This is a genomic window from uncultured Photobacterium sp., from assembly GCF_947039875.1.
Taxonomy (GTDB): Bacteria; Pseudomonadota; Gammaproteobacteria; order Enterobacterales; family Vibrionaceae; genus Photobacterium.
Genome location: NZ_CAMRAN010000065.1, coordinates 1 through 16,636 on the forward strand (window position 1 = coordinate 1; position 16,636 = coordinate 16,636).

The 16,636-nt window shown below is 37.7% G+C and carries 21 protein-coding genes; 10 read left to right on the forward strand and 11 right to left on the reverse strand.

What is annotated here, in order from left to right; translation table 11 throughout:
- Both Q0V26_RS16465 and Q0V26_RS16470 read left to right on the forward strand, forming a co-directional pair.
- Positions 1-173: DUF2810 domain-containing protein (locus Q0V26_RS16465; protein WP_297483894.1), on the forward strand; the 173-nt coding region annotated here is incomplete at its 5' end.
- Positions 174-340: 167 nt separating this feature from the next.
- Entirely contained in the window at positions 341-448 is a 108-nt protein-coding gene (locus Q0V26_RS16470; RefSeq protein WP_045036908.1) for a hypothetical protein, read from the forward strand.
- An 11-nt stretch (positions 449-459) separates the two neighbouring features.
- Here the strand turns inward: Q0V26_RS16470 and Q0V26_RS16475 are convergent, their stop codons facing one another.
- The 3 genes from Q0V26_RS16475 to Q0V26_RS16485 all read right to left on the reverse strand — a co-directional run bounded on the left by Q0V26_RS16475 (position 460) and on the right by Q0V26_RS16485 (position 2,912).
- A complete protein-coding gene (locus Q0V26_RS16475) occupies positions 460-1,218 on the reverse strand; it encodes an SDR family oxidoreductase (RefSeq protein WP_297483859.1) in 759 nt (252 codons plus the stop codon).
- A 106-nt stretch (positions 1,219-1,324) separates the two neighbouring features.
- A complete protein-coding gene (locus Q0V26_RS16480) occupies positions 1,325-2,524 on the reverse strand; it encodes an enoyl-CoA hydratase/isomerase family protein (RefSeq protein ID WP_297483861.1) in 1,200 nt (399 codons plus the stop codon).
- 154 nt (positions 2,525-2,678) lie between these two features.
- Positions 2,679-2,912: a hypothetical protein gene (locus Q0V26_RS16485; RefSeq protein WP_297483863.1), complete on the reverse strand. Its 234-nt coding sequence runs from the start codon at positions 2,910-2,912 to the stop codon at positions 2,679-2,681.
- 282 nt (positions 2,913-3,194) lie between these two features.
- Between Q0V26_RS16485 and Q0V26_RS16490 the strand changes: the two genes are divergently transcribed.
- A complete protein-coding gene (locus Q0V26_RS16490; protein WP_297483865.1) occupies positions 3,195-4,310 on the forward strand; it encodes a hypothetical protein in 1,116 nt (371 codons plus the stop codon).
- A gap of 81 nt (positions 4,311-4,391) precedes the next feature.
- Here the strand turns inward: Q0V26_RS16490 and Q0V26_RS16495 are convergent, their stop codons facing one another.
- The 4 genes from Q0V26_RS16495 to ppiC form a co-directional block, all read right to left on the reverse strand.
- Complete coding sequence (locus Q0V26_RS16495) at positions 4,392-4,748, reverse strand: hypothetical protein (protein WP_297483866.1); 357 nt, start codon at positions 4,746-4,748, stop codon at positions 4,392-4,394.
- A gap of 212 nt (positions 4,749-4,960) precedes the next feature.
- On the reverse strand, positions 4,961-5,338 hold the full coding sequence (locus Q0V26_RS16500; RefSeq protein WP_297483868.1) for a hypothetical protein: 378 nt from the start codon (positions 5,336-5,338) through the stop codon (positions 4,961-4,963).
- A gap of 124 nt (positions 5,339-5,462) precedes the next feature.
- The gene (sodC, locus tag Q0V26_RS16505) at positions 5,463-5,972 is read right to left on the reverse strand and encodes a superoxide dismutase [Cu-Zn] SodC (protein ID WP_297483869.1); all 510 of its coding nucleotides are present in this window, start codon (positions 5,970-5,972) and stop codon (positions 5,463-5,465) included.
- Positions 5,973-6,419: 447 nt separating this feature from the next.
- Positions 6,420-6,701 (reverse strand): peptidylprolyl isomerase PpiC, encoded by a 282-nt coding sequence (ppiC, locus tag Q0V26_RS16510; RefSeq protein WP_297483871.1) that lies wholly within the window; start codon positions 6,699-6,701, stop codon positions 6,420-6,422.
- A 202-nt stretch (positions 6,702-6,903) separates the two neighbouring features.
- Here ppiC and Q0V26_RS16515 point away from each other — a divergent pair, with 202 nt between their 5' ends.
- Genes Q0V26_RS16515 through Q0V26_RS16525 form a run of 3 tightly spaced genes read left to right on the forward strand, consistent with a single transcriptional unit; the run spans position 6,904 to position 9,237 of the window.
- The gene (locus tag Q0V26_RS16515; protein ID WP_297483873.1) at positions 6,904-7,254 is read left to right on the forward strand and encodes a hypothetical protein; all 351 of its coding nucleotides are present in this window, start codon (positions 6,904-6,906) and stop codon (positions 7,252-7,254) included.
- On the forward strand, positions 7,251-7,910 hold the full coding sequence (locus Q0V26_RS16520; RefSeq protein ID WP_297483875.1) for a response regulator transcription factor: 660 nt from the start codon (positions 7,251-7,253) through the stop codon (positions 7,908-7,910). Before Q0V26_RS16515 ends, Q0V26_RS16520 begins: the two co-directional genes overlap by 4 nt.
- Positions 7,900-9,237 carry an ATP-binding protein gene (locus tag Q0V26_RS16525; protein WP_297483878.1) on the forward strand — a complete coding sequence of 446 codons (1,338 nt, stop codon included), beginning with the start codon at positions 7,900-7,902 and terminating at the stop codon, positions 9,235-9,237. The genes Q0V26_RS16520 and Q0V26_RS16525 overlap by 11 nt, the downstream gene beginning before the upstream one ends.
- A gap of 96 nt (positions 9,238-9,333) precedes the next feature.
- On the opposite strand, the gene Q0V26_RS16530 is transcribed toward Q0V26_RS16525, so the two are convergent.
- Positions 9,334-9,630 (reverse strand): hypothetical protein, encoded by a 297-nt coding sequence (locus Q0V26_RS16530; RefSeq protein ID WP_297483880.1) that lies wholly within the window; start codon positions 9,628-9,630, stop codon positions 9,334-9,336.
- Positions 9,631-9,866: 236 nt separating this feature from the next.
- On the opposite strand from Q0V26_RS16530, the gene ltaE reads away from it, so the two are divergent.
- Together ltaE and Q0V26_RS16540 are read left to right on the forward strand one after the other, a co-directional pair.
- On the forward strand, positions 9,867-10,874 hold the full coding sequence (ltaE, locus tag Q0V26_RS16535; protein WP_297483882.1) for a low-specificity L-threonine aldolase: 1,008 nt from the start codon (positions 9,867-9,869) through the stop codon (positions 10,872-10,874).
- A 204-nt stretch (positions 10,875-11,078) separates the two neighbouring features.
- Positions 11,079-11,546 carry a hypothetical protein gene (locus Q0V26_RS16540; RefSeq protein WP_297483884.1) on the forward strand — a complete coding sequence of 156 codons (468 nt, stop codon included), beginning with the start codon at positions 11,079-11,081 and terminating at the stop codon, positions 11,544-11,546.
- Between the two features lie 11 nt (positions 11,547-11,557).
- Here Q0V26_RS16540 and Q0V26_RS16545 read toward each other — a convergent pair whose 3' ends face one another.
- Complete coding sequence (locus tag Q0V26_RS16545) at positions 11,558-13,264, reverse strand: SgrR family transcriptional regulator (RefSeq protein ID WP_297483886.1); 1,707 nt, start codon at positions 13,262-13,264, stop codon at positions 11,558-11,560.
- 375 nt (positions 13,265-13,639) lie between these two features.
- Here Q0V26_RS16545 and Q0V26_RS16550 point away from each other — a divergent pair, with 375 nt between their 5' ends.
- Together Q0V26_RS16550 and Q0V26_RS16555 are read left to right on the forward strand one after the other, a co-directional pair.
- Positions 13,640-14,368, forward strand: coding sequence for a nitroreductase family protein (locus Q0V26_RS16550; RefSeq protein ID WP_297483896.1), 729 nt, complete (start codon positions 13,640-13,642; stop codon positions 14,366-14,368).
- Between the two features lie 99 nt (positions 14,369-14,467).
- The gene (locus Q0V26_RS16555; RefSeq protein ID WP_297483888.1) at positions 14,468-14,854 is read left to right on the forward strand and encodes a hypothetical protein; all 387 of its coding nucleotides are present in this window, start codon (positions 14,468-14,470) and stop codon (positions 14,852-14,854) included.
- 92 nt (positions 14,855-14,946) lie between these two features.
- On the opposite strand, the gene Q0V26_RS16560 is transcribed toward Q0V26_RS16555, so the two are convergent.
- Together Q0V26_RS16560 and Q0V26_RS16565 are read right to left on the reverse strand one after the other, a co-directional pair.
- Positions 14,947-15,270 carry a hypothetical protein gene (locus Q0V26_RS16560; RefSeq protein ID WP_297483890.1) on the reverse strand — a complete coding sequence of 108 codons (324 nt, stop codon included), beginning with the start codon at positions 15,268-15,270 and terminating at the stop codon, positions 14,947-14,949.
- 891 nt (positions 15,271-16,161) lie between these two features.
- Positions 16,162-16,440 carry a hypothetical protein gene (locus Q0V26_RS16565; RefSeq protein WP_297483892.1) on the reverse strand — a complete coding sequence of 93 codons (279 nt, stop codon included), beginning with the start codon at positions 16,438-16,440 and terminating at the stop codon, positions 16,162-16,164.
- Positions 16,441-16,636 lie beyond the last annotated feature (196 nt).

A 16,636-nucleotide genomic window follows, 5' to 3' on the forward strand; every position in this document is an offset into this window, starting at 1 on the left:
GTAAAGATGTTAAATCTCTTGCTTTTAATCGCGTGTTAACGAAAGCAGAACAAGCAGACATGGGCAAACTGAAAAAATCAGTAAAAGACCTTGTTGTTGTTCACCCAATGACCGCACTTGGTCGTAGCATGGGTATTAAAGCTGTTACAGGTTACGCACCAAAAGCATTCTAATATTTGTTTGCAAGATAACTATAAACAAATATTGCCAAGAGGCATAAAAAGATCGTCATATGACGATCTTTTTTTATGCTAAAAATACAGTCACACCTCAATATTAGTGCTCATTAATCTACAAACTGAGGTAGAATATATTCCTTCATCGCTATTTGGACTTTCCAATGGAAAAATTAATGCCGTATATGGCAAAATTCGCATTTGGTCTATCAATGATCATGTTTGTTGTTGGTGGCGTTTTAGCATTAGTTGCATTATATAACCACTTTTGAGTAGGCTTTGATTACAATCGTAATCCACCATCAATCTCAAGTACCCTGCCGGTGAAATAATCATTTTCTATAATAAATCTCACCGAATGGGCGATTTCTGTTGGCTCACCAATACGTGCTAATGGAACCATCGCCAGCATACGCTCAATCATGTCATCGTTAATTTGTGCAGCCATTGGCGTATCAATCAGACCCGGTGCAATTGCAGCAACTCGAATACCATATTGCCCAAGCTCACGCGCCCAACCGACAGCCATTGTCGTTACTGCCGCTTTTGATGCAGCATAGTTTGTCTGGCCAATATTGCCAGCACGAGCCGCACTAGAAATATTAATGATAACGCCTTTGGTTTCATTTTCAATCATCCACTTAGCCGCTTCTCTGCCGCATAAAAAAGTGCCTGTAACGTTAACATTCATTACAGTTTGAAATTGATCCAATGACATTTTACTAATGCCAGTCTGGTCTTTCTGCACCAACAAACCATCATCCAAGATACCAGCATTATTAATTAAAATATCAATATGCTCAAAATCTTCCACGATATGGGTAAAGGCTTCTTCTACCTGATCTTCACTTGTCACATCCGCTTCATAAATTCGCGCCATGCTATTAAGCATATGACATTGATCTTGTGTTTGTCTTAACCCTACTGTATTCACATCAATTAAAGCGAGCTGTGCTCCCATCTGTGCAAGCGTTACAGCCATCATTTGCCCAAGCCCTTGACCTGCGCCCGTTATGACAATAACACTATTCTCAATGTCCACGTTAATTCGCTCCTAAACCTGTTTATACATATATCAAAAAACACTGATTAACATTAACAATTCGAAAAAATAGAGAAAGCACAACCCTGTTTCATTATTCGAATAATCACATTAAATCAGTTAATGGATTTGCTTGTTGCTGCCATAGCGGCATAAATAAACTATCAACTAAGCGTGTATCTACTGCTGAAATAGTCTTATATAACCACTGAGGCTGAGCGTCTTTATCAATAAGTCGCGCTCTTACACCTTCTTTAAACTCTCCCATTAACCCACATCGAACAGATAGAGATAATTCCATCTTAAAGCATTCAGCTAAACTTGCTTGTTGGTATTGTTGCATTTGCTGAAAACAGATGTGAGCTGATAATGGGCTTCCATTGGCAAGGGTTTGTTTTGCTTTTTCAAGCCAACATCCCAACCCGTCAATAGCATTAATTTGTTGGTAAACAATCTCAAGTGTTGGTGCCACACATGCTGCTTGAATTTGTGGAAAATAAGGAATCATTTGGCTTGGTGGACGCTGACGCTCAGAATCTGTTGCAATATCTGTTAGCATCTCTGTTATAACTGTTGAAATTTGATTTTCTGCAACATTTTGCCACGAATAATGCTTCAACTGTTTAATCAAACGATCGCGATCTTTATCAACGATAAGGTGATCAGCCATTGCTAAATCAAGCGCATCACTGGCATTAACATCAGACCCTGTTAGACCTAAAAATAGTCCAATTCCGGCAGGAAGCTGATTTAAAAACCACGTTGCACCTACATCGGGATATAAACCAATATTCATTTCAGGCATTGCTAACGACGCTGACGGTGTAACAACGCGGTGACTAGCACCAATAAATAGCCCCAGTCCGCCTCCCATCACTAAGCCATTACCCCAAGCAATAATCGGCTTAGAGTAATTATGGATTAAATAATCACAACTGTATTCAACAGTAAAATAATCAATCAAAAATGGCTTTGCTAAATAACTATTATCGTTATTGGTGCGGTGAATGTAATCTTCAACCGTTGGTGTAGTCACTTGCTCTACAGCAGCCAAAGCAGGATCGTTTTCAATCGCATAATAAAGCGCTCGAATATCAGCACCAGAACAAAAAGCTTTTTCACCAACAGCTTGAATCATCACACTCACAATATTTTCATCATGTTGCCAATGCAATAATTGTTGTTGAATTGTCCTAAGCATTGTCAGGGTTAATGCATTTAATGATGATGCATTATTCAATTCCAGCATGCCAATTGCATGACCGCTGTCGCATCGAATTTCAAATATATTTACCGTTTCAGTCATCCCTAAACCTCTTTTTATAGTCCATTTAATTTAGCTATAATATGTTATTTATAGCTTCTAGTTGGATGATAGTTAAGCAATAGTGTTGAAAACAGAGTTTTCAATTTTATTACAGCGAACACTAGCATAATAAATACATCGTATAACTGCATGATTAGCAGTTATAATCTCGGGATTGCCGAACTTCGGCTTCACATTCAGTGACCGCATCCCATAATAACTTTTCGCGTATATGTTGCCGTTCTAAATTAGCATTAATACCATCAATAACATTTTGATCCATCGGTCCTAAATAATGATCCGTTGTATCCGTAATAATAACGCGGAGTTCTTCCATTGTAGGTAACCGATTATTCGATTCTTCAAAGTCGTCAAAGATGTCATTCACCTTCCCAGACACCTCTTGTTTGATTCTTTTAAATTCTGAGCTATCCATACACACCTCCAGAACAATAATAAACCATCGATTAAAAGCAATTGCCGGATCGCACTTATTGTATTAACCTAACAAACAATAAACATACATTGTTAATCATATCACTTAACAAAACAACCATAGAATATTGCTCTACACTATATGCATTTAGACCTATTTTCTTAATCAGTATAGTTGTCGTATGCGAGATAAAGATGAAATTTATACGGCAAAAAATAAGGATATGGCACTTTTTTGAAGACTCTCAATCACACCACTCGGTCTTATCTCTCTTTACCATTGTCATTGTACTTTTTTTATACAACGGCGGTTAATGCAGATCCTCTCGCTCAAAATTCCCTAGACAAAAGTCATACAGAAACAAGTGTATTGCCACAAACAATATCAACACAAAGTAACGACGATAATACGCCGTATAAAATGAAACAATGGATTGATAGCTATCAACAATCAATGACCGATTCAGTACACACTGTTGGAGAATATATAGATCAAAGCCTCACTAAAGACGAAAATGAAGCTGAACTGACCAATCGCAGTTATCTGCGTATTCGTCAGCGGTCGATATATTCATATAGAGGTAAATTAGAAAATGATTTCAAGGTTTACTTTAAACTCGATTTACCACACGTTAAGCGTGATTGGAAATTGATCCTAGATTCAGAACCCAGTGATTATGACAGCCTCGAAAGTAAACAACGTGGTATAGCCTCTGGCAGTAAAACTCAAAGTGGCGACACTGTCGGCGGTTTTAGACTTCAAGATACGCAATTTGGTAACTGGAGTTCTGATTTCGATATCGGAATTAAGCTCAAGTTTCCTCTCGACCCATTTGTAAAAACGCGCCTTACTCGCGTAGATAATGTCAGTGAAAACTGGACAACTCAACTTGAACAAGAGCTATTTTATTACCATTCAAAAGGCTTTGGCTCTCTCTCCCAATTGAGTGGCTTTTATGCACTGACTCCCGACCACAAAAATATTTTTAGAACCACAACCAGTGCACAATATTTACAAGAAGATGATAAATGGGAATTAGTACAACAATTTAATGTTTACCAGCGGGCAACAGAAAGGGATTTGTTTGAATACTCGATGGGGATAAGTGCAGATACCGATGAAATGAAAGAAATTACCAACTATTGGGTATCAGCTGAATGGAAGCGGCGTATATACAAACACTGGCTTTATCTTGCAGCACGACCACAACTTGAATTTCCGCGGGATTATAATTACCACGCTAATCTAGGCGTTATGATTGAGCTTGAAATGTTCTTTTCTAAAAACCGCAAAATTGATGAATTAAAGCGCTATATCCCTAAGCCCGTAAAACTACGCAATGAAACGTAATGTTCTCAAAATAAAAGCACCTTTAAGTTATGAGGCTCATCATTTCTACAACTTAAAGGTGTTAATTTCAATTTGTATAAATTATTTTTTTTTCTGCTGTGAAATAGGCATTGTGTCGTTAATTACCACAGGGCCCAATCCATTAACACAGCGTTGATAGCCTTGTTTCCAACCTTCAACATACTTCATTTTTTCAATACCCTTAAGATCATCAAGAATTGTCTTTGATGGCTGCCATTGATTCTTAAGCGCATCTTTACAACCATCGTTATAGCCATGTTGAATGAATTGCTGGTTAAGTGTAAGAGGCTTGGCTGTTTGAATTGAACGCTCTTTAGCGACAGAAGTTGCCTTCACAGCAGATGTTGAAGTTAAATTTGATGTACTACATCCAGATAAAAGTGCAACGACACCGACTACTACCCATGAATAACGCATATCTTTACCTTACAAATCAAAGTTAGCTATTTTTATTTATCATACTCCAATATACCTTAATGGAATATAAATCTTGCAGTATTCCTTCCAATAGGCCTTTAACACACAACTTACTGATTATTTTTTAGTCGCAATCTAACCATTAGATTGTTATTAACTATCATCGCAATAAACAATACGATGAATGTCACTAAGGCTACAGGTACCCCATATTATAGAGACAAACTGCACAGGTTATATAAGCTTGATGATATTAATGTTCCTGAAGAAAAACTCGATAAAATAATCACATTAATAACAGTTAACCCAGTAAACAAGCTCACCATAGCGAGAGTTTGGTATGACTGTCTTTTAATTGTAAACAGCTGATTAGTCCGTGTCGCTTCAAATAGAAACTTCTGCCCTAAAAAATACGACACCAACAACAATAACGTACTGTAAAACAAAGAAAACCCAAAGATAGAAATAGGATAAAGCGCTTTACTTGAACCCAATAAATACACAAATTTTGCAGCTTCTAAAGCACTATAAAAAACAATAACAGCTAATGAGTAAAATACTATCTGACGCATAAGTCGATGTATGTTCATCCTAATAACCTAACAAAACCTGAATATAATACATGCTGTTAAATGCTTTAAATTTAACGCCCTTTTTATAACACCCACAAAAAAGCGCCGAATTATCAGCGCCTTCTTAAAACGTTATCGTGTATTATTTTATCACACCACAGACCATACGTGCACCACCACCACCAAGCGGTTGAGGATGATCTGAATGGTTATCCCCACCGGCATGAATCATTAATGATCGCCCTTTTAAATCTGATAATTTTAATCGTGGGGCTAACACTGGCTGAACGGCATCACCTTTACTATTAACATAAAGAGGAGGCAAATCCCCCAAATGATTATCATCTGTCCATGAGAAACCATGCTTATTTGTTTTCATTGGATCATAATGACCACCAGCGGCACCACCTAAAACAGTTTTACCCATTTTTTCAGTCGTGCCACATGAAGGATTCGTATGGACATGAAACCCATGCAATCCTGTTGGTAACCCTTCTAAATGTGGTGTAAAAACAACACCATATTTTGTTTGTTCAACAGATATCGTTCCTGCCATCGCTCCAGAGTTAAGATCTGTCATCTTAACAGAGAGATCAGCAGCACTTACGCTAGCAGAAGCTAAAATTAAGGCAGAAAGTAGTATTTTTTTCATTGTTATAATCCTTATAAAAGTCCATTTGATACTTATTAGTCCATAACTAGACAATACATTATTGACGGTGTTTTTTGCTCAATAAAAGTACCTGTATATGATAAAAATGTATAATAGCTAATGCTTATAAGCTTAATAGGAATTAATAATGAAATTTTTACACGAAAAATAATGCTGCAAATAACGTATTCTAGAGAGTGTTTATAGTGCATCATTGCTAAAAAAGAAAATAATACCACTACGACGGACTACATCTTAATACCTTCCCCAATGATTAATTTTATTTATCTCATATGATGTGCCGAATATTAATGACCTTAACGCTATTCTGGTGGTAATTCTCTTAATTAATAATAATACCGTCATACATAACAATATTTTTCACAACCCATAAAAAAGGCGCTGAATCATCAGCGCCTTCTTAAAAATCTACGATAATCTGATCGGCTATGTGCGGTATAAAACCTTAACAATATGGTAGCCAAATTTCGTCTTAATCGGACCGATTGGTTCTAGCACTTTGCCGCTGAATACGGCTTTATCAAATGCTGGTACCATCGCACCTTTTTTAAACTCACCTAAATCGCCACCTTTTTTACCTGATGGACAAGTAGAATACTTTTTAGCAAGCGTCTGAAATTTAGCACCTTTTTTAAGTTGCTCTAAAATATCATCAGCTTGTTCTTTATGTTTTACCAGAATATGAAGTGCTGCTGCAGTTGAAGCCATGCTAATAAACCTATTGTCGCTATACTAATAAAGGGCTTGTTTATGTGATGATTATCGCACTAGTTGGTATAAAATGCTAATACATCACGTTATGTTATAACATTGAAAAGGTGAAAAAATTTAAAGGCTTACAAATTAAAGAATCCATTTATAATGGTACTATTCATTTTCCATTCATGGCTACTTGGTTACAGTTATAAATATGAAAAAACATTGCAAATATTTATATCTAATTGGATTTATCAGTCTCATAAGTTGTCGGGTGCTTGCCTCCTCGGCAGCTGATATAGATGAACATCACGATAATGTTATGGATGCAGTAGCTCAAGGACTCATTCAACCTTTTTCTGCATTACAGCATAAAGTCCGACAGCAACTATTAGCCCGTATTATCCGCGTCGAATTAGACAAAGGTGATAATGAATGGATTTACGAATTAAAGCTTATTGATAGTAATAACAATATAATAAAAGTCGAGTATGAAGCCCGTACTCTTAAAATGATAGAAATAAAAGGACGTCATCTTGAAAGTGTCCTTAAGGTTCCAAAATGAAAATTTTAGTTGTCGAAGATGATATAACATTAGGCGAACAAGTCGTCGCAGGTTTAGAACAAAACGGTTGGGTTGCAGAACATTCCATAGACGGCATTGATGCGCTCTATCGTGCAACATCTGAGCCATGGGATGCCATCGTACTTGATTTGGGTTTACCCAAACTTGATGGTATTACTGTCCTAAAAGGCATTCGTGAAGAAAACGTTAACTGCCCAGTCGTTATTCTTAGTGCTCGTAATGAATTAACACAACGGGTCGATGGCTTAAATGCTGGAGCTGATGATTATCTCACCAAGCCATTTCAAATGGTCGAGTTAATCGCACGAGTGCGCGCTCAATTACGCCGTGCAACAGGCAATGTTTCACCGGTCATTCAAGCTGGCGAATTAAGCTTAGATACCCGTACCTCAAAAGTAACATGGCAAGATAATATCGTTGATTTAACCGCACTGGAATTTAAAGTATTGTCATACCTAATGCACAATACGGATAAAGTCATCTCTCGTACCGAGCTCGTTGAGCATATTTATAAGCAAGATTTCGATCGTGATTCAAATACCATTGAAGTGTTTATTGGTCGTATTCGCCGAAAAATTGGTAATGATGTAATCAAGACAGTACGTGGTCTTGGATATCGTATCAATGCTAATTAATCTACCTAAAAATCGTCAACCTAGTATTCGTAACCGACTGCTGATTGCTGCAGCAGTCTGGTTATTAGCGATTACATTATCAGCGGGCTACCTTGTCCCTACTTTTATCAAAACCTATTTAATTGAGCAAGAGAAGTCACAGCTGTACCTTTACATGGATCAAATTACAGCCCAAGTCGATATTGATAAACGCGGTCAACTGTTTGTTGATGGACGTCTATCCAACCCTCGCTTTAATTTCCCATACAGTGGCCTATATTGGTCATTAAAGCTCAATAACCAAGAGTTACGCTCGCGCTCATTGTGGGATACCACGATAAAAGGAAATGCTAAAAAAGGCTTCGAAGGCCCGAATAATCAATCATTAATTGTTGTAAAGCGTAAATTTAGCCTACCTGACAGTGACTACCCTATCGAATTATCGGTTGCGGTGAATCAAGATAAGCTTATTAAAACATTACAACAATTGACCCATGGTTTATGGATTATTCTTATTATCATGGCCATTGGTATTTTAGTCCTCACAACGTTACAAGTAAGTTGGTCTTTGTGGCCATTGCGTAAACTTCGTAAGAACCTTATTGAAGTACGTGAAGGCCATTCAACAGAATTAACAGGGCTTTATCCTGTTGAAATTCAACCTGTAATTGATGATCTCAATGCACTACTGTTTCACTATCAAGAGCTACTACTGAGAGCAAGAAACCACTCGGGCAATTTATCACACGCGCTAAAGACCCCAATTGCGATTTTAAATAATGAGGTATCACTATTAGATCCAACCACGCAGACCAAACTTGCTCCTGCGCTACAGCAATTACAACAACATATTGATTACCACTTAGGTCGTGCTCGTATGGCTGGTGCGATGAATATTCTCTCGACAAAAACAGCACTATCGCACCGCATAGATGCGATTTCATTAGCTATGGATAAAGTCTATGCCCATCGAGGCGTTGTGTTAGTCAATGAACTTGATAGTGATGTGGTGATTGCTGTTGAAAAAAGCGACTTAGACGAAATGATCGGTAACATCATCGAGAATAGCTATAAATGGGCGAACAGTTTAATTCGCGTGTATCAAGAACCTATAGTCAATGGTCATATCGTGTTAGTGATTGAAGATGATGGACCGGGTATCGCCCGTGAGAAATGCAAACAAGTATTAAAACGCGGTGTTAGGTTAGATGAAAACACACCCGGTACGGGGCTTGGGCTTAATATTGTTAACGAGTTAGTACACAGTTATCGTGGTGACTTAGTCTTAACAAGTAGCCCACTTGGTGGTTTAAAAGCCATGCTGTATCTACCTATTCCTCGTAAATAAAGGTTCTTTATCAACAACGACTAAAATAACAAGCCCTACAACATACTATGCTTGTAGGGCTTAACTCACTTTTGCCGTCATCTCTTTTCTTAGCATCTACAACGCACGCATTAAAATTTCAAAATCTTCTTGTGCTGATTCAATCAAACATTGAAGCTCTTTTGCATCTTGATTAGTAAGATCCAATTGCCAACAAACCTGCTCTGCTTCACGACACACTAATAATGTTTTCATGCCTGCTTTGTTGAACCATAATTGCGAAAAATCAGCCTCACAAATAGAATCATTTTCTGTAATAATAACTTCTATTTTTCCCGTTGGAATCACCCGTATGCAAGCATTGCCTGATTGATTACCACATAAAATAAAATTTCGTTGTTCTATTAACATCATTAGTCACTCCTTGTCTCTTATAGTTTCAAGTGTACTGCACCTAGCCACATAACAGTTATAAGTGTAGATTCATAAATCCGCTTAAGACATATTTCTAACATTATTAATAGTTCTATCATTTCAGGCTATTGATTATTTAAAACATCAATAACAAAGGAAAAAGATCAATAGCTATAGATCATTTAAATAATGCGGTGATATATTAAAAAAAACATAAAAAGGAAGATTAAAAACAAATGATAGATTTCCGCTCAGATACAGTCACTCGCCCATCAGAAAAAATGCGCCAAGTAATGGCAGCAGCTCTTGTTGGTGATGATGTTTATGGTGATGACACAACTGTAAACGATCTTGAATTGTGGGCTGCAGAACGTCATGGTTTTGAAGCTGCTATTTATTGCACCTCTGGCACACAAGCTAACTTACTAGCATTGATGGCGCATTGTGAGCGTGGTGATGAATACCTTTGTGGTCAACAAGCACATAACTATAAATTTGAAGGCGGCGGCGCAGCCATATTAGGCTCGATTCAACCTCAACCATTAGAAAACGATGCCGATGGTAGTATTCCATTTTCAAAACTAACGGCAGCCATTAAGCCATTAGATCCACACTTTGCACGCACTAAACTGCTTAGCCTTGAAAACACCATTAATGGTAAAGTGTTGCCATTAGAATACATTCAGCAAGCGCGTGAGTTTGTTAATCAACACGGCTTACAAATGCACCTTGATGGCGCGCGAGTTTATAATGCCGCCGTTGCCATGAACGTGGATATTACAGAGATCGTCAAATACTTTGATTCATTTACAATTTGTCTATCTAAAGGCTTAGGTGCGCCTGTTGGCTCATTATTAGTTGGTGATAAAGCTTTAATCGCCAAAGCACGTCGCTGGCGTAAAGTGCTTGGTGGTGGTATGCGCCAAGCGGGTATTATTGCCGCTGCGGGTAAATTAGCATTAACTGAAAATGTTGATCGTCTAGCTGACGATCACCATAACGCACGTTACTTAGCAGAGCAGTTAAATACTGTTAATGGTTTTAGTGTAAACCTTGAGCATATCCAAACCAATATAGCGTTTGCGAAGGTCGATCAACACATTAATCAAACCCAACTGATCGCCAGCCTAAAGCAGCAAGATATTTTGATCAGTGGTGGCAACCCAATGCGCTTCGTTACTCACCTAGATATTACAACAGCTGATATTGACACCTTTATTGCCGCACTAAAAAGCGCATTATAATAGCCAGTTAATTCGCTGACAAAAACGAATAGCCCATACACGCAACTGTGAATATGGGCTTTATTCAAATGTTAGAAATGCATCACAACCCACCAAAGAAACGCTAAATTTATCTCTCATTTTTACGATCCTACACTACCCTTATAAGTAGATTTAAAAGTACAGTATAGGCTGTAGCTTCACGTCGCTAAACAGGGTGAATATATGGATGATTTACAATTATGGGTTGCCACCATAAAAACATGGTACAGTGAAGATAATCCACATAACCTTGAACCTCTTATCGCGATCATTAGCACTACCCCTGCGCGTTTATTTACCGCATCAGAGATACCTCAAAACAAGCAAGATAATCATAACTATGAAGAAGCGTTGGCTTATTGGCTTGATGGGTGTCAAAAAATCAGCCAGTTTCATCGCCAGCAACAACCAGAACTCGCCTTTACTTATCTCCAATTACCTTATGCCAAGTTACAAGCGCTTATCTGCGATCCTCACCAAAGTGCCACCACTAAACGCTGGGGTTTAAAAAAACTTGATAGCATCATTGTGAAATTATTAGAATTTTGCCAATGTCAGCAACCGCAACACTGGCAACAACAAAGTCGTGATTTAATCGATTTACATGTTATTTTTATGGCAGCACAACAACACCTTAATCTCAGATATTAAAGCCATTATTGTTACGATGCCTGAGGCTTACTCCACACAGATTTAAAATCAAACCAACCGAGTAAGTTCGACTCCATTCCTTGTAGCTGTACGTTATCATCTACGCCAAGCCAATTATGGAAAAGTGGAATAATCTGTCCTGTTTGCGACAATGTTTCGCCAATAATATCACTAGGGAACTTAGCGGTTGCCGTTGAACGCCACTCACTGATCACATGCTGTAATTGCTTAAATTCAGCGCTCGGCATCACACGCTTAATATGATTAAAATTATGTAACCACGCCAAAATAGCATCACTACGATTACTTCCCAGACTCATGCCATTTAACCAAATATCAATTTTTTCAGCGTGCTTTCCTAAAACGATATCTTCATAGCTTAACTCCATTATATTGAGTCGAATACCATCTTCCATCAGAATTTTTTCAATCAAAGAAGCAACATACGGATAGATAGGATGCTCATGTTGATAAGCCAATGTCACCACTCTTTTATGCGGTATAACAACAGCTTCAGGTAATTGTTGCGTATGAATCCAACCAGGCAATAATCCATAAGCATTAAACAGCTTAAAATCCCCGACCTGTGTTAAATCCATCTCACGCATCACATTTAAACTATATAACCGTGATTGAAAATAACGTAGCCATTGTGGATCTTGCGCTAAACCAGAAATACGGTTCAACAATAAAAAGGTACAGCCTTGATCCATAGATAAACGCGATGAAATATGAACATGGTGGTCTAACTTATCCCCCAAGGTCGGTTGTAAATAACATGCTGCAAAATGATTTAGTATCCACACTTCAACCACATCACTTAACGCTCTAAAACCAAAGTAATGCTCAAATGCTTCTAACTTAAACCGCTGCTTATCATTAACCGCTACTTTGTAAGGGCCAGTACCGATTGGAAAAGTATCATAATCAGATATTGATGCATGATTGGCAGGCTGGATCATTGCACAAGTATTGGCTAATAAATCAGGCAAGCGATAATCATCTTGAGATAAATGAAAATCAATAATATTAATAAATGGTGACGACACTGTATCTATATGTGCAAATAAAGCCAGTTGCTTCACTTTTGAAAAAGTAGCAAAAATATCATTACTATCGAGTAATCGACCATCATGGAATCGAATTGCTGGCCGTAAATAAAAGCGCCAATGACGTGGTGTTATCGCTTCCCAAGCATGGGCAATATCACCAATAACCGTTTCTTGTTCCCCTTTTTCCTCATTTAGTTGCGTTAGGCCACTGAAAATTTGCCTTACAAGATGTTGTTCAGAGCGACGTAATGGCGTTAAAGGTGTGATGTTTTCAAAGCTACGATAGTAAGGTAAACGAACAATTTGCTTGCCTTGATGATGTGAAATACCCAACTGTTCTTGAATCAATTGTACCAATTTTTCAGCGTTATGATCTAAGGCAACTAAAGCGGGTTCAAGCTTTCCTTCTGCAACCAATTTACGTGCATGATTAAGCTGTAACTCACTGTCTGTATTATTAAAAATAAGCCGAGACTGCTTACCTCGACCAACGGCAGGCTGCCAGTCGATCCAGCCTTTTGCAACCATCTTATTGATCACCATTCGCACGTTACGACGTGTACAAAACAGAACTTCAGAGATATCTTGCAGGTTAGTCTCGGTACAATCACCACTGAAGTGATTATAAAGACGCTGAAATTGCAATTTAAGCCGTTGACCACTCATAAAAAGAGGAACCTTATTTATTAATTTATGCTCTTTTAACTTCTCTACTTTAACTTAAAATAGAACATGTCAAAACAAAAACGTGTCATCACAGAGTAAAATTACGCATGTTAACTCTGTGGCGTTTAATATGCTGACAAGGTTAATGAACATTGTCTGCAATGTGTTCCCCCAAACCGTTGCGACTCCTGAGTGATCATTAATAACACTGGTTGATATAAGCGTTTTATTATATCAGCCAGTCTTTCCTCTTTTTCTTGCATCAAACGTTGTATTACCACACAAACATGACGACAGAAGTTGCTTATTGAATCGAAGATAGGTAAAAATATAACCCTCTATTCCTTAAAACTTATTATCATCATGCCTGAATCTATTTCTCAACCTTACGATTTTTCCTCTTTAATTCACAGTCGCCGTTCGGTACGTAAATATGATTTAACGGCCGGGTTTGATCATCAAGCAGTTGCTCGCGCATTAGAATTAGCCGCCCTTTCACCCAACAGTTCCAACATGCAATTATGGCAGTTCCACCGCGTGATTAATAATGATAAACGCCAACAATTAGCCACACTTTGTATGGGGCAAAATGCAGCTAAGACTGCAAATGAATTAGTCGCATTTGTGATCACACCTGACAAATGGCAACAACGTACACGCATTAATGCTGCCCACATTCGAGAAATGTTTAAAGGCCGTGATGATAAAGCCTCTAAACGCGCTCTTAAATATTACGAAAAGCTGATCCCGTTTGTGTATCGTAATGACCGATTTGGACTTTTAGGCTTAGGTCGTCGCTTAATCTGCGCCTTTTTAGGTAGAAACAAGCCAATGATGCGTGAAGTGAGTAAAGCCGATTTACGGGTTTGTTTGCACAAAAGCAGTTCACTGGCAGCAATGACATTTATGATGGCAATGCGTGCAGAAGGCTATGACACGTGCCCAATGGAAGGATTTGACTCTAAACGCGCTAAAGACTTACTTGGCCTTAAAAGCAGCGATGAAATCACCATGATTGTTAGCTGTGGCAAGCGCACAGATGAAGGTATTTATGGCGAGCGTCAACGGGTTGATAATCAAGAGATCATCATTACGCATGCTTGATAGTTTGACTCATCGAATACACAAGCAATAAAATACAAAAGCGCATGGCATTAATGTTCTGTTATATGCGCTATCCCTTGATTAGTAAGAGTAATTCAAATGTCTAATGTCGTTCAGCTTTCTATGTTCAGTCAGAATAAAAAGACGAACACTCCCCCACAAGCCAAATCATCAAGCCCTAAAGCATTGAGGGAACAGGCTGTATTACAACAGCAGAATCGTTGTTATTTTTGTGGCACACGTAAAGAACCCAAAGATCTTAACTGGCTTAATCAGGTTGGTTTTAAACAAAAAGCACATGTTGTCTGTGGTAGCTGTAGTTCTGATGCTAAATCGCGCCCAATGGATGAACTTCGAATAATTCTGGCACTAAAAGCAATGGATTTTAGAACCATTAAGATTCAGCAATATCTTGAGTTAAGAGAGAAAGGCATTCATATAGATGGCGTTCGTGATTACAAATTCTACTTTGAAACTATTGAGTGATAATAAGCTAGAAAGACGCTCGGGTTTGTCCAACACTTGAATAGGTATCGGCTGCGCGACACATGTGCTTATCTGTTATACAGCTGTACACTTTACAATCTGTGTTTTTCCATATTTCTGCCATCTTTTTTAAGCACACAAATATATGACCTATTATTCCAACGAGCATTAATTGAACGAGCATAATTGACTGCAAAGTTTTGGCAAGAAGATAACCCTGTAACTGAGCCAATAAATTTTTCATTATTGGAATTGCCGTTTTCCACATTGTGCCAATAGTAAACATCATATGACGCTTGATTTTCGACATATTCGCAAGAAAATTTAGATGCATATTTGTCACACCCAGACTCTTCACCTAAAAAGTACTGACACGCAAAATAACCAACAATTAAAAATAAAATCACTTTGCCCATTTGGTATTCCTAGTTTGATGATTAATGCTCAAATATAGAGCTGTATAACACGTTTGCTACGATACAGACTTACTTAAATTTTACTGCCTTAATCACTGAAACTAAAGGCAAACTGACAACTCCGAGTGTAGTAAATCGTGTTGATGCATTTGTTGAACGAAGCCGCAGAATAAAGCAGACAGCGATTAAGCTACCTTTAATACTCCTTTTAATGGAATATTAATGATGAATAACGGACAACAACAACGTTAATATTATCTTTATGAACAACATGTTACCCACCTAATTTTACAAGGTAAACGTCCAGCCACTATTGATGGCTATAGTCGTGCACTTCGTCGCATTACTCACAATCAAAATTGGGCGTAAATAAATTACCATTTTTCTTTAAGCTTGATCTTCAACATGATTGGAAATAACTGAAATTGATTTATGCATAACGGCAGAGAATAGAGCTGGTTATTATACGTCATCTCGGAAGTTGAGGAACGAAGCTATCCGTGATCTATTCATCACGCGATCGAGCCTAAAAGACGTCAGCAAAAGTAATAGGATAATGGCATTAACGCGTAATAATTAAGGATAATATAATTACAAATCAATAACTTAACTTTATTGATTCACGCCAAGGATAACGCTCGACTTCTTTTCAGCATCACCCTTCATAATATTCGCAATATTTACTTATGTAAGATTTCTCTAACCTATTCCAACACTTGAATAGGTGTCGCGGCGCGACACCTATCCTTATTTGTTAAGCGATTACACGTGTAGCTATATAAATTATTCCAATAAAGCCTAATACAAACGAAAAAACGCCCAAACTTCCACAAAGTAACAAAATTCCTTCGAACAATTTATTTGGACCAATATACGTATATTGTCCACTATCTATAACTTTACGCCATTTTCGGCCATAAAATAATCTCTTAATATAATAGAAGTTAGAGTTACTAATATAAATAGAACTGATGCGCCTAATAACCACCATGAACACTGAAGAACATCAATTATTGCTTTAGGTAATATAACTCGTTCTTTTTGCGTAAAAATTGCAATTGATATTGATAATATTCCTGATGAAAGAACAAAAATTGCATTAGCTAAAAAATTAATTCTATTTTTAAGATCTTGTTGATGTGCATTAAACTGAACCGTCGTATCTGTCATTAAAATTGCCCTCAAATTAATTTCTCGCTTAACGCCTGCATAACACGTTTACTACGATACAGACTTAGCTGAATTTTACTGCCTTAATCACTGAGACTAAAGGAAAACTGACAACGCCGAATGTGGCAAATCGTGTTGATGCATTTGTTGAACGAAGCCGCTACGCGGCAGAGTAAAGCAGACAGCGATTAAGCTA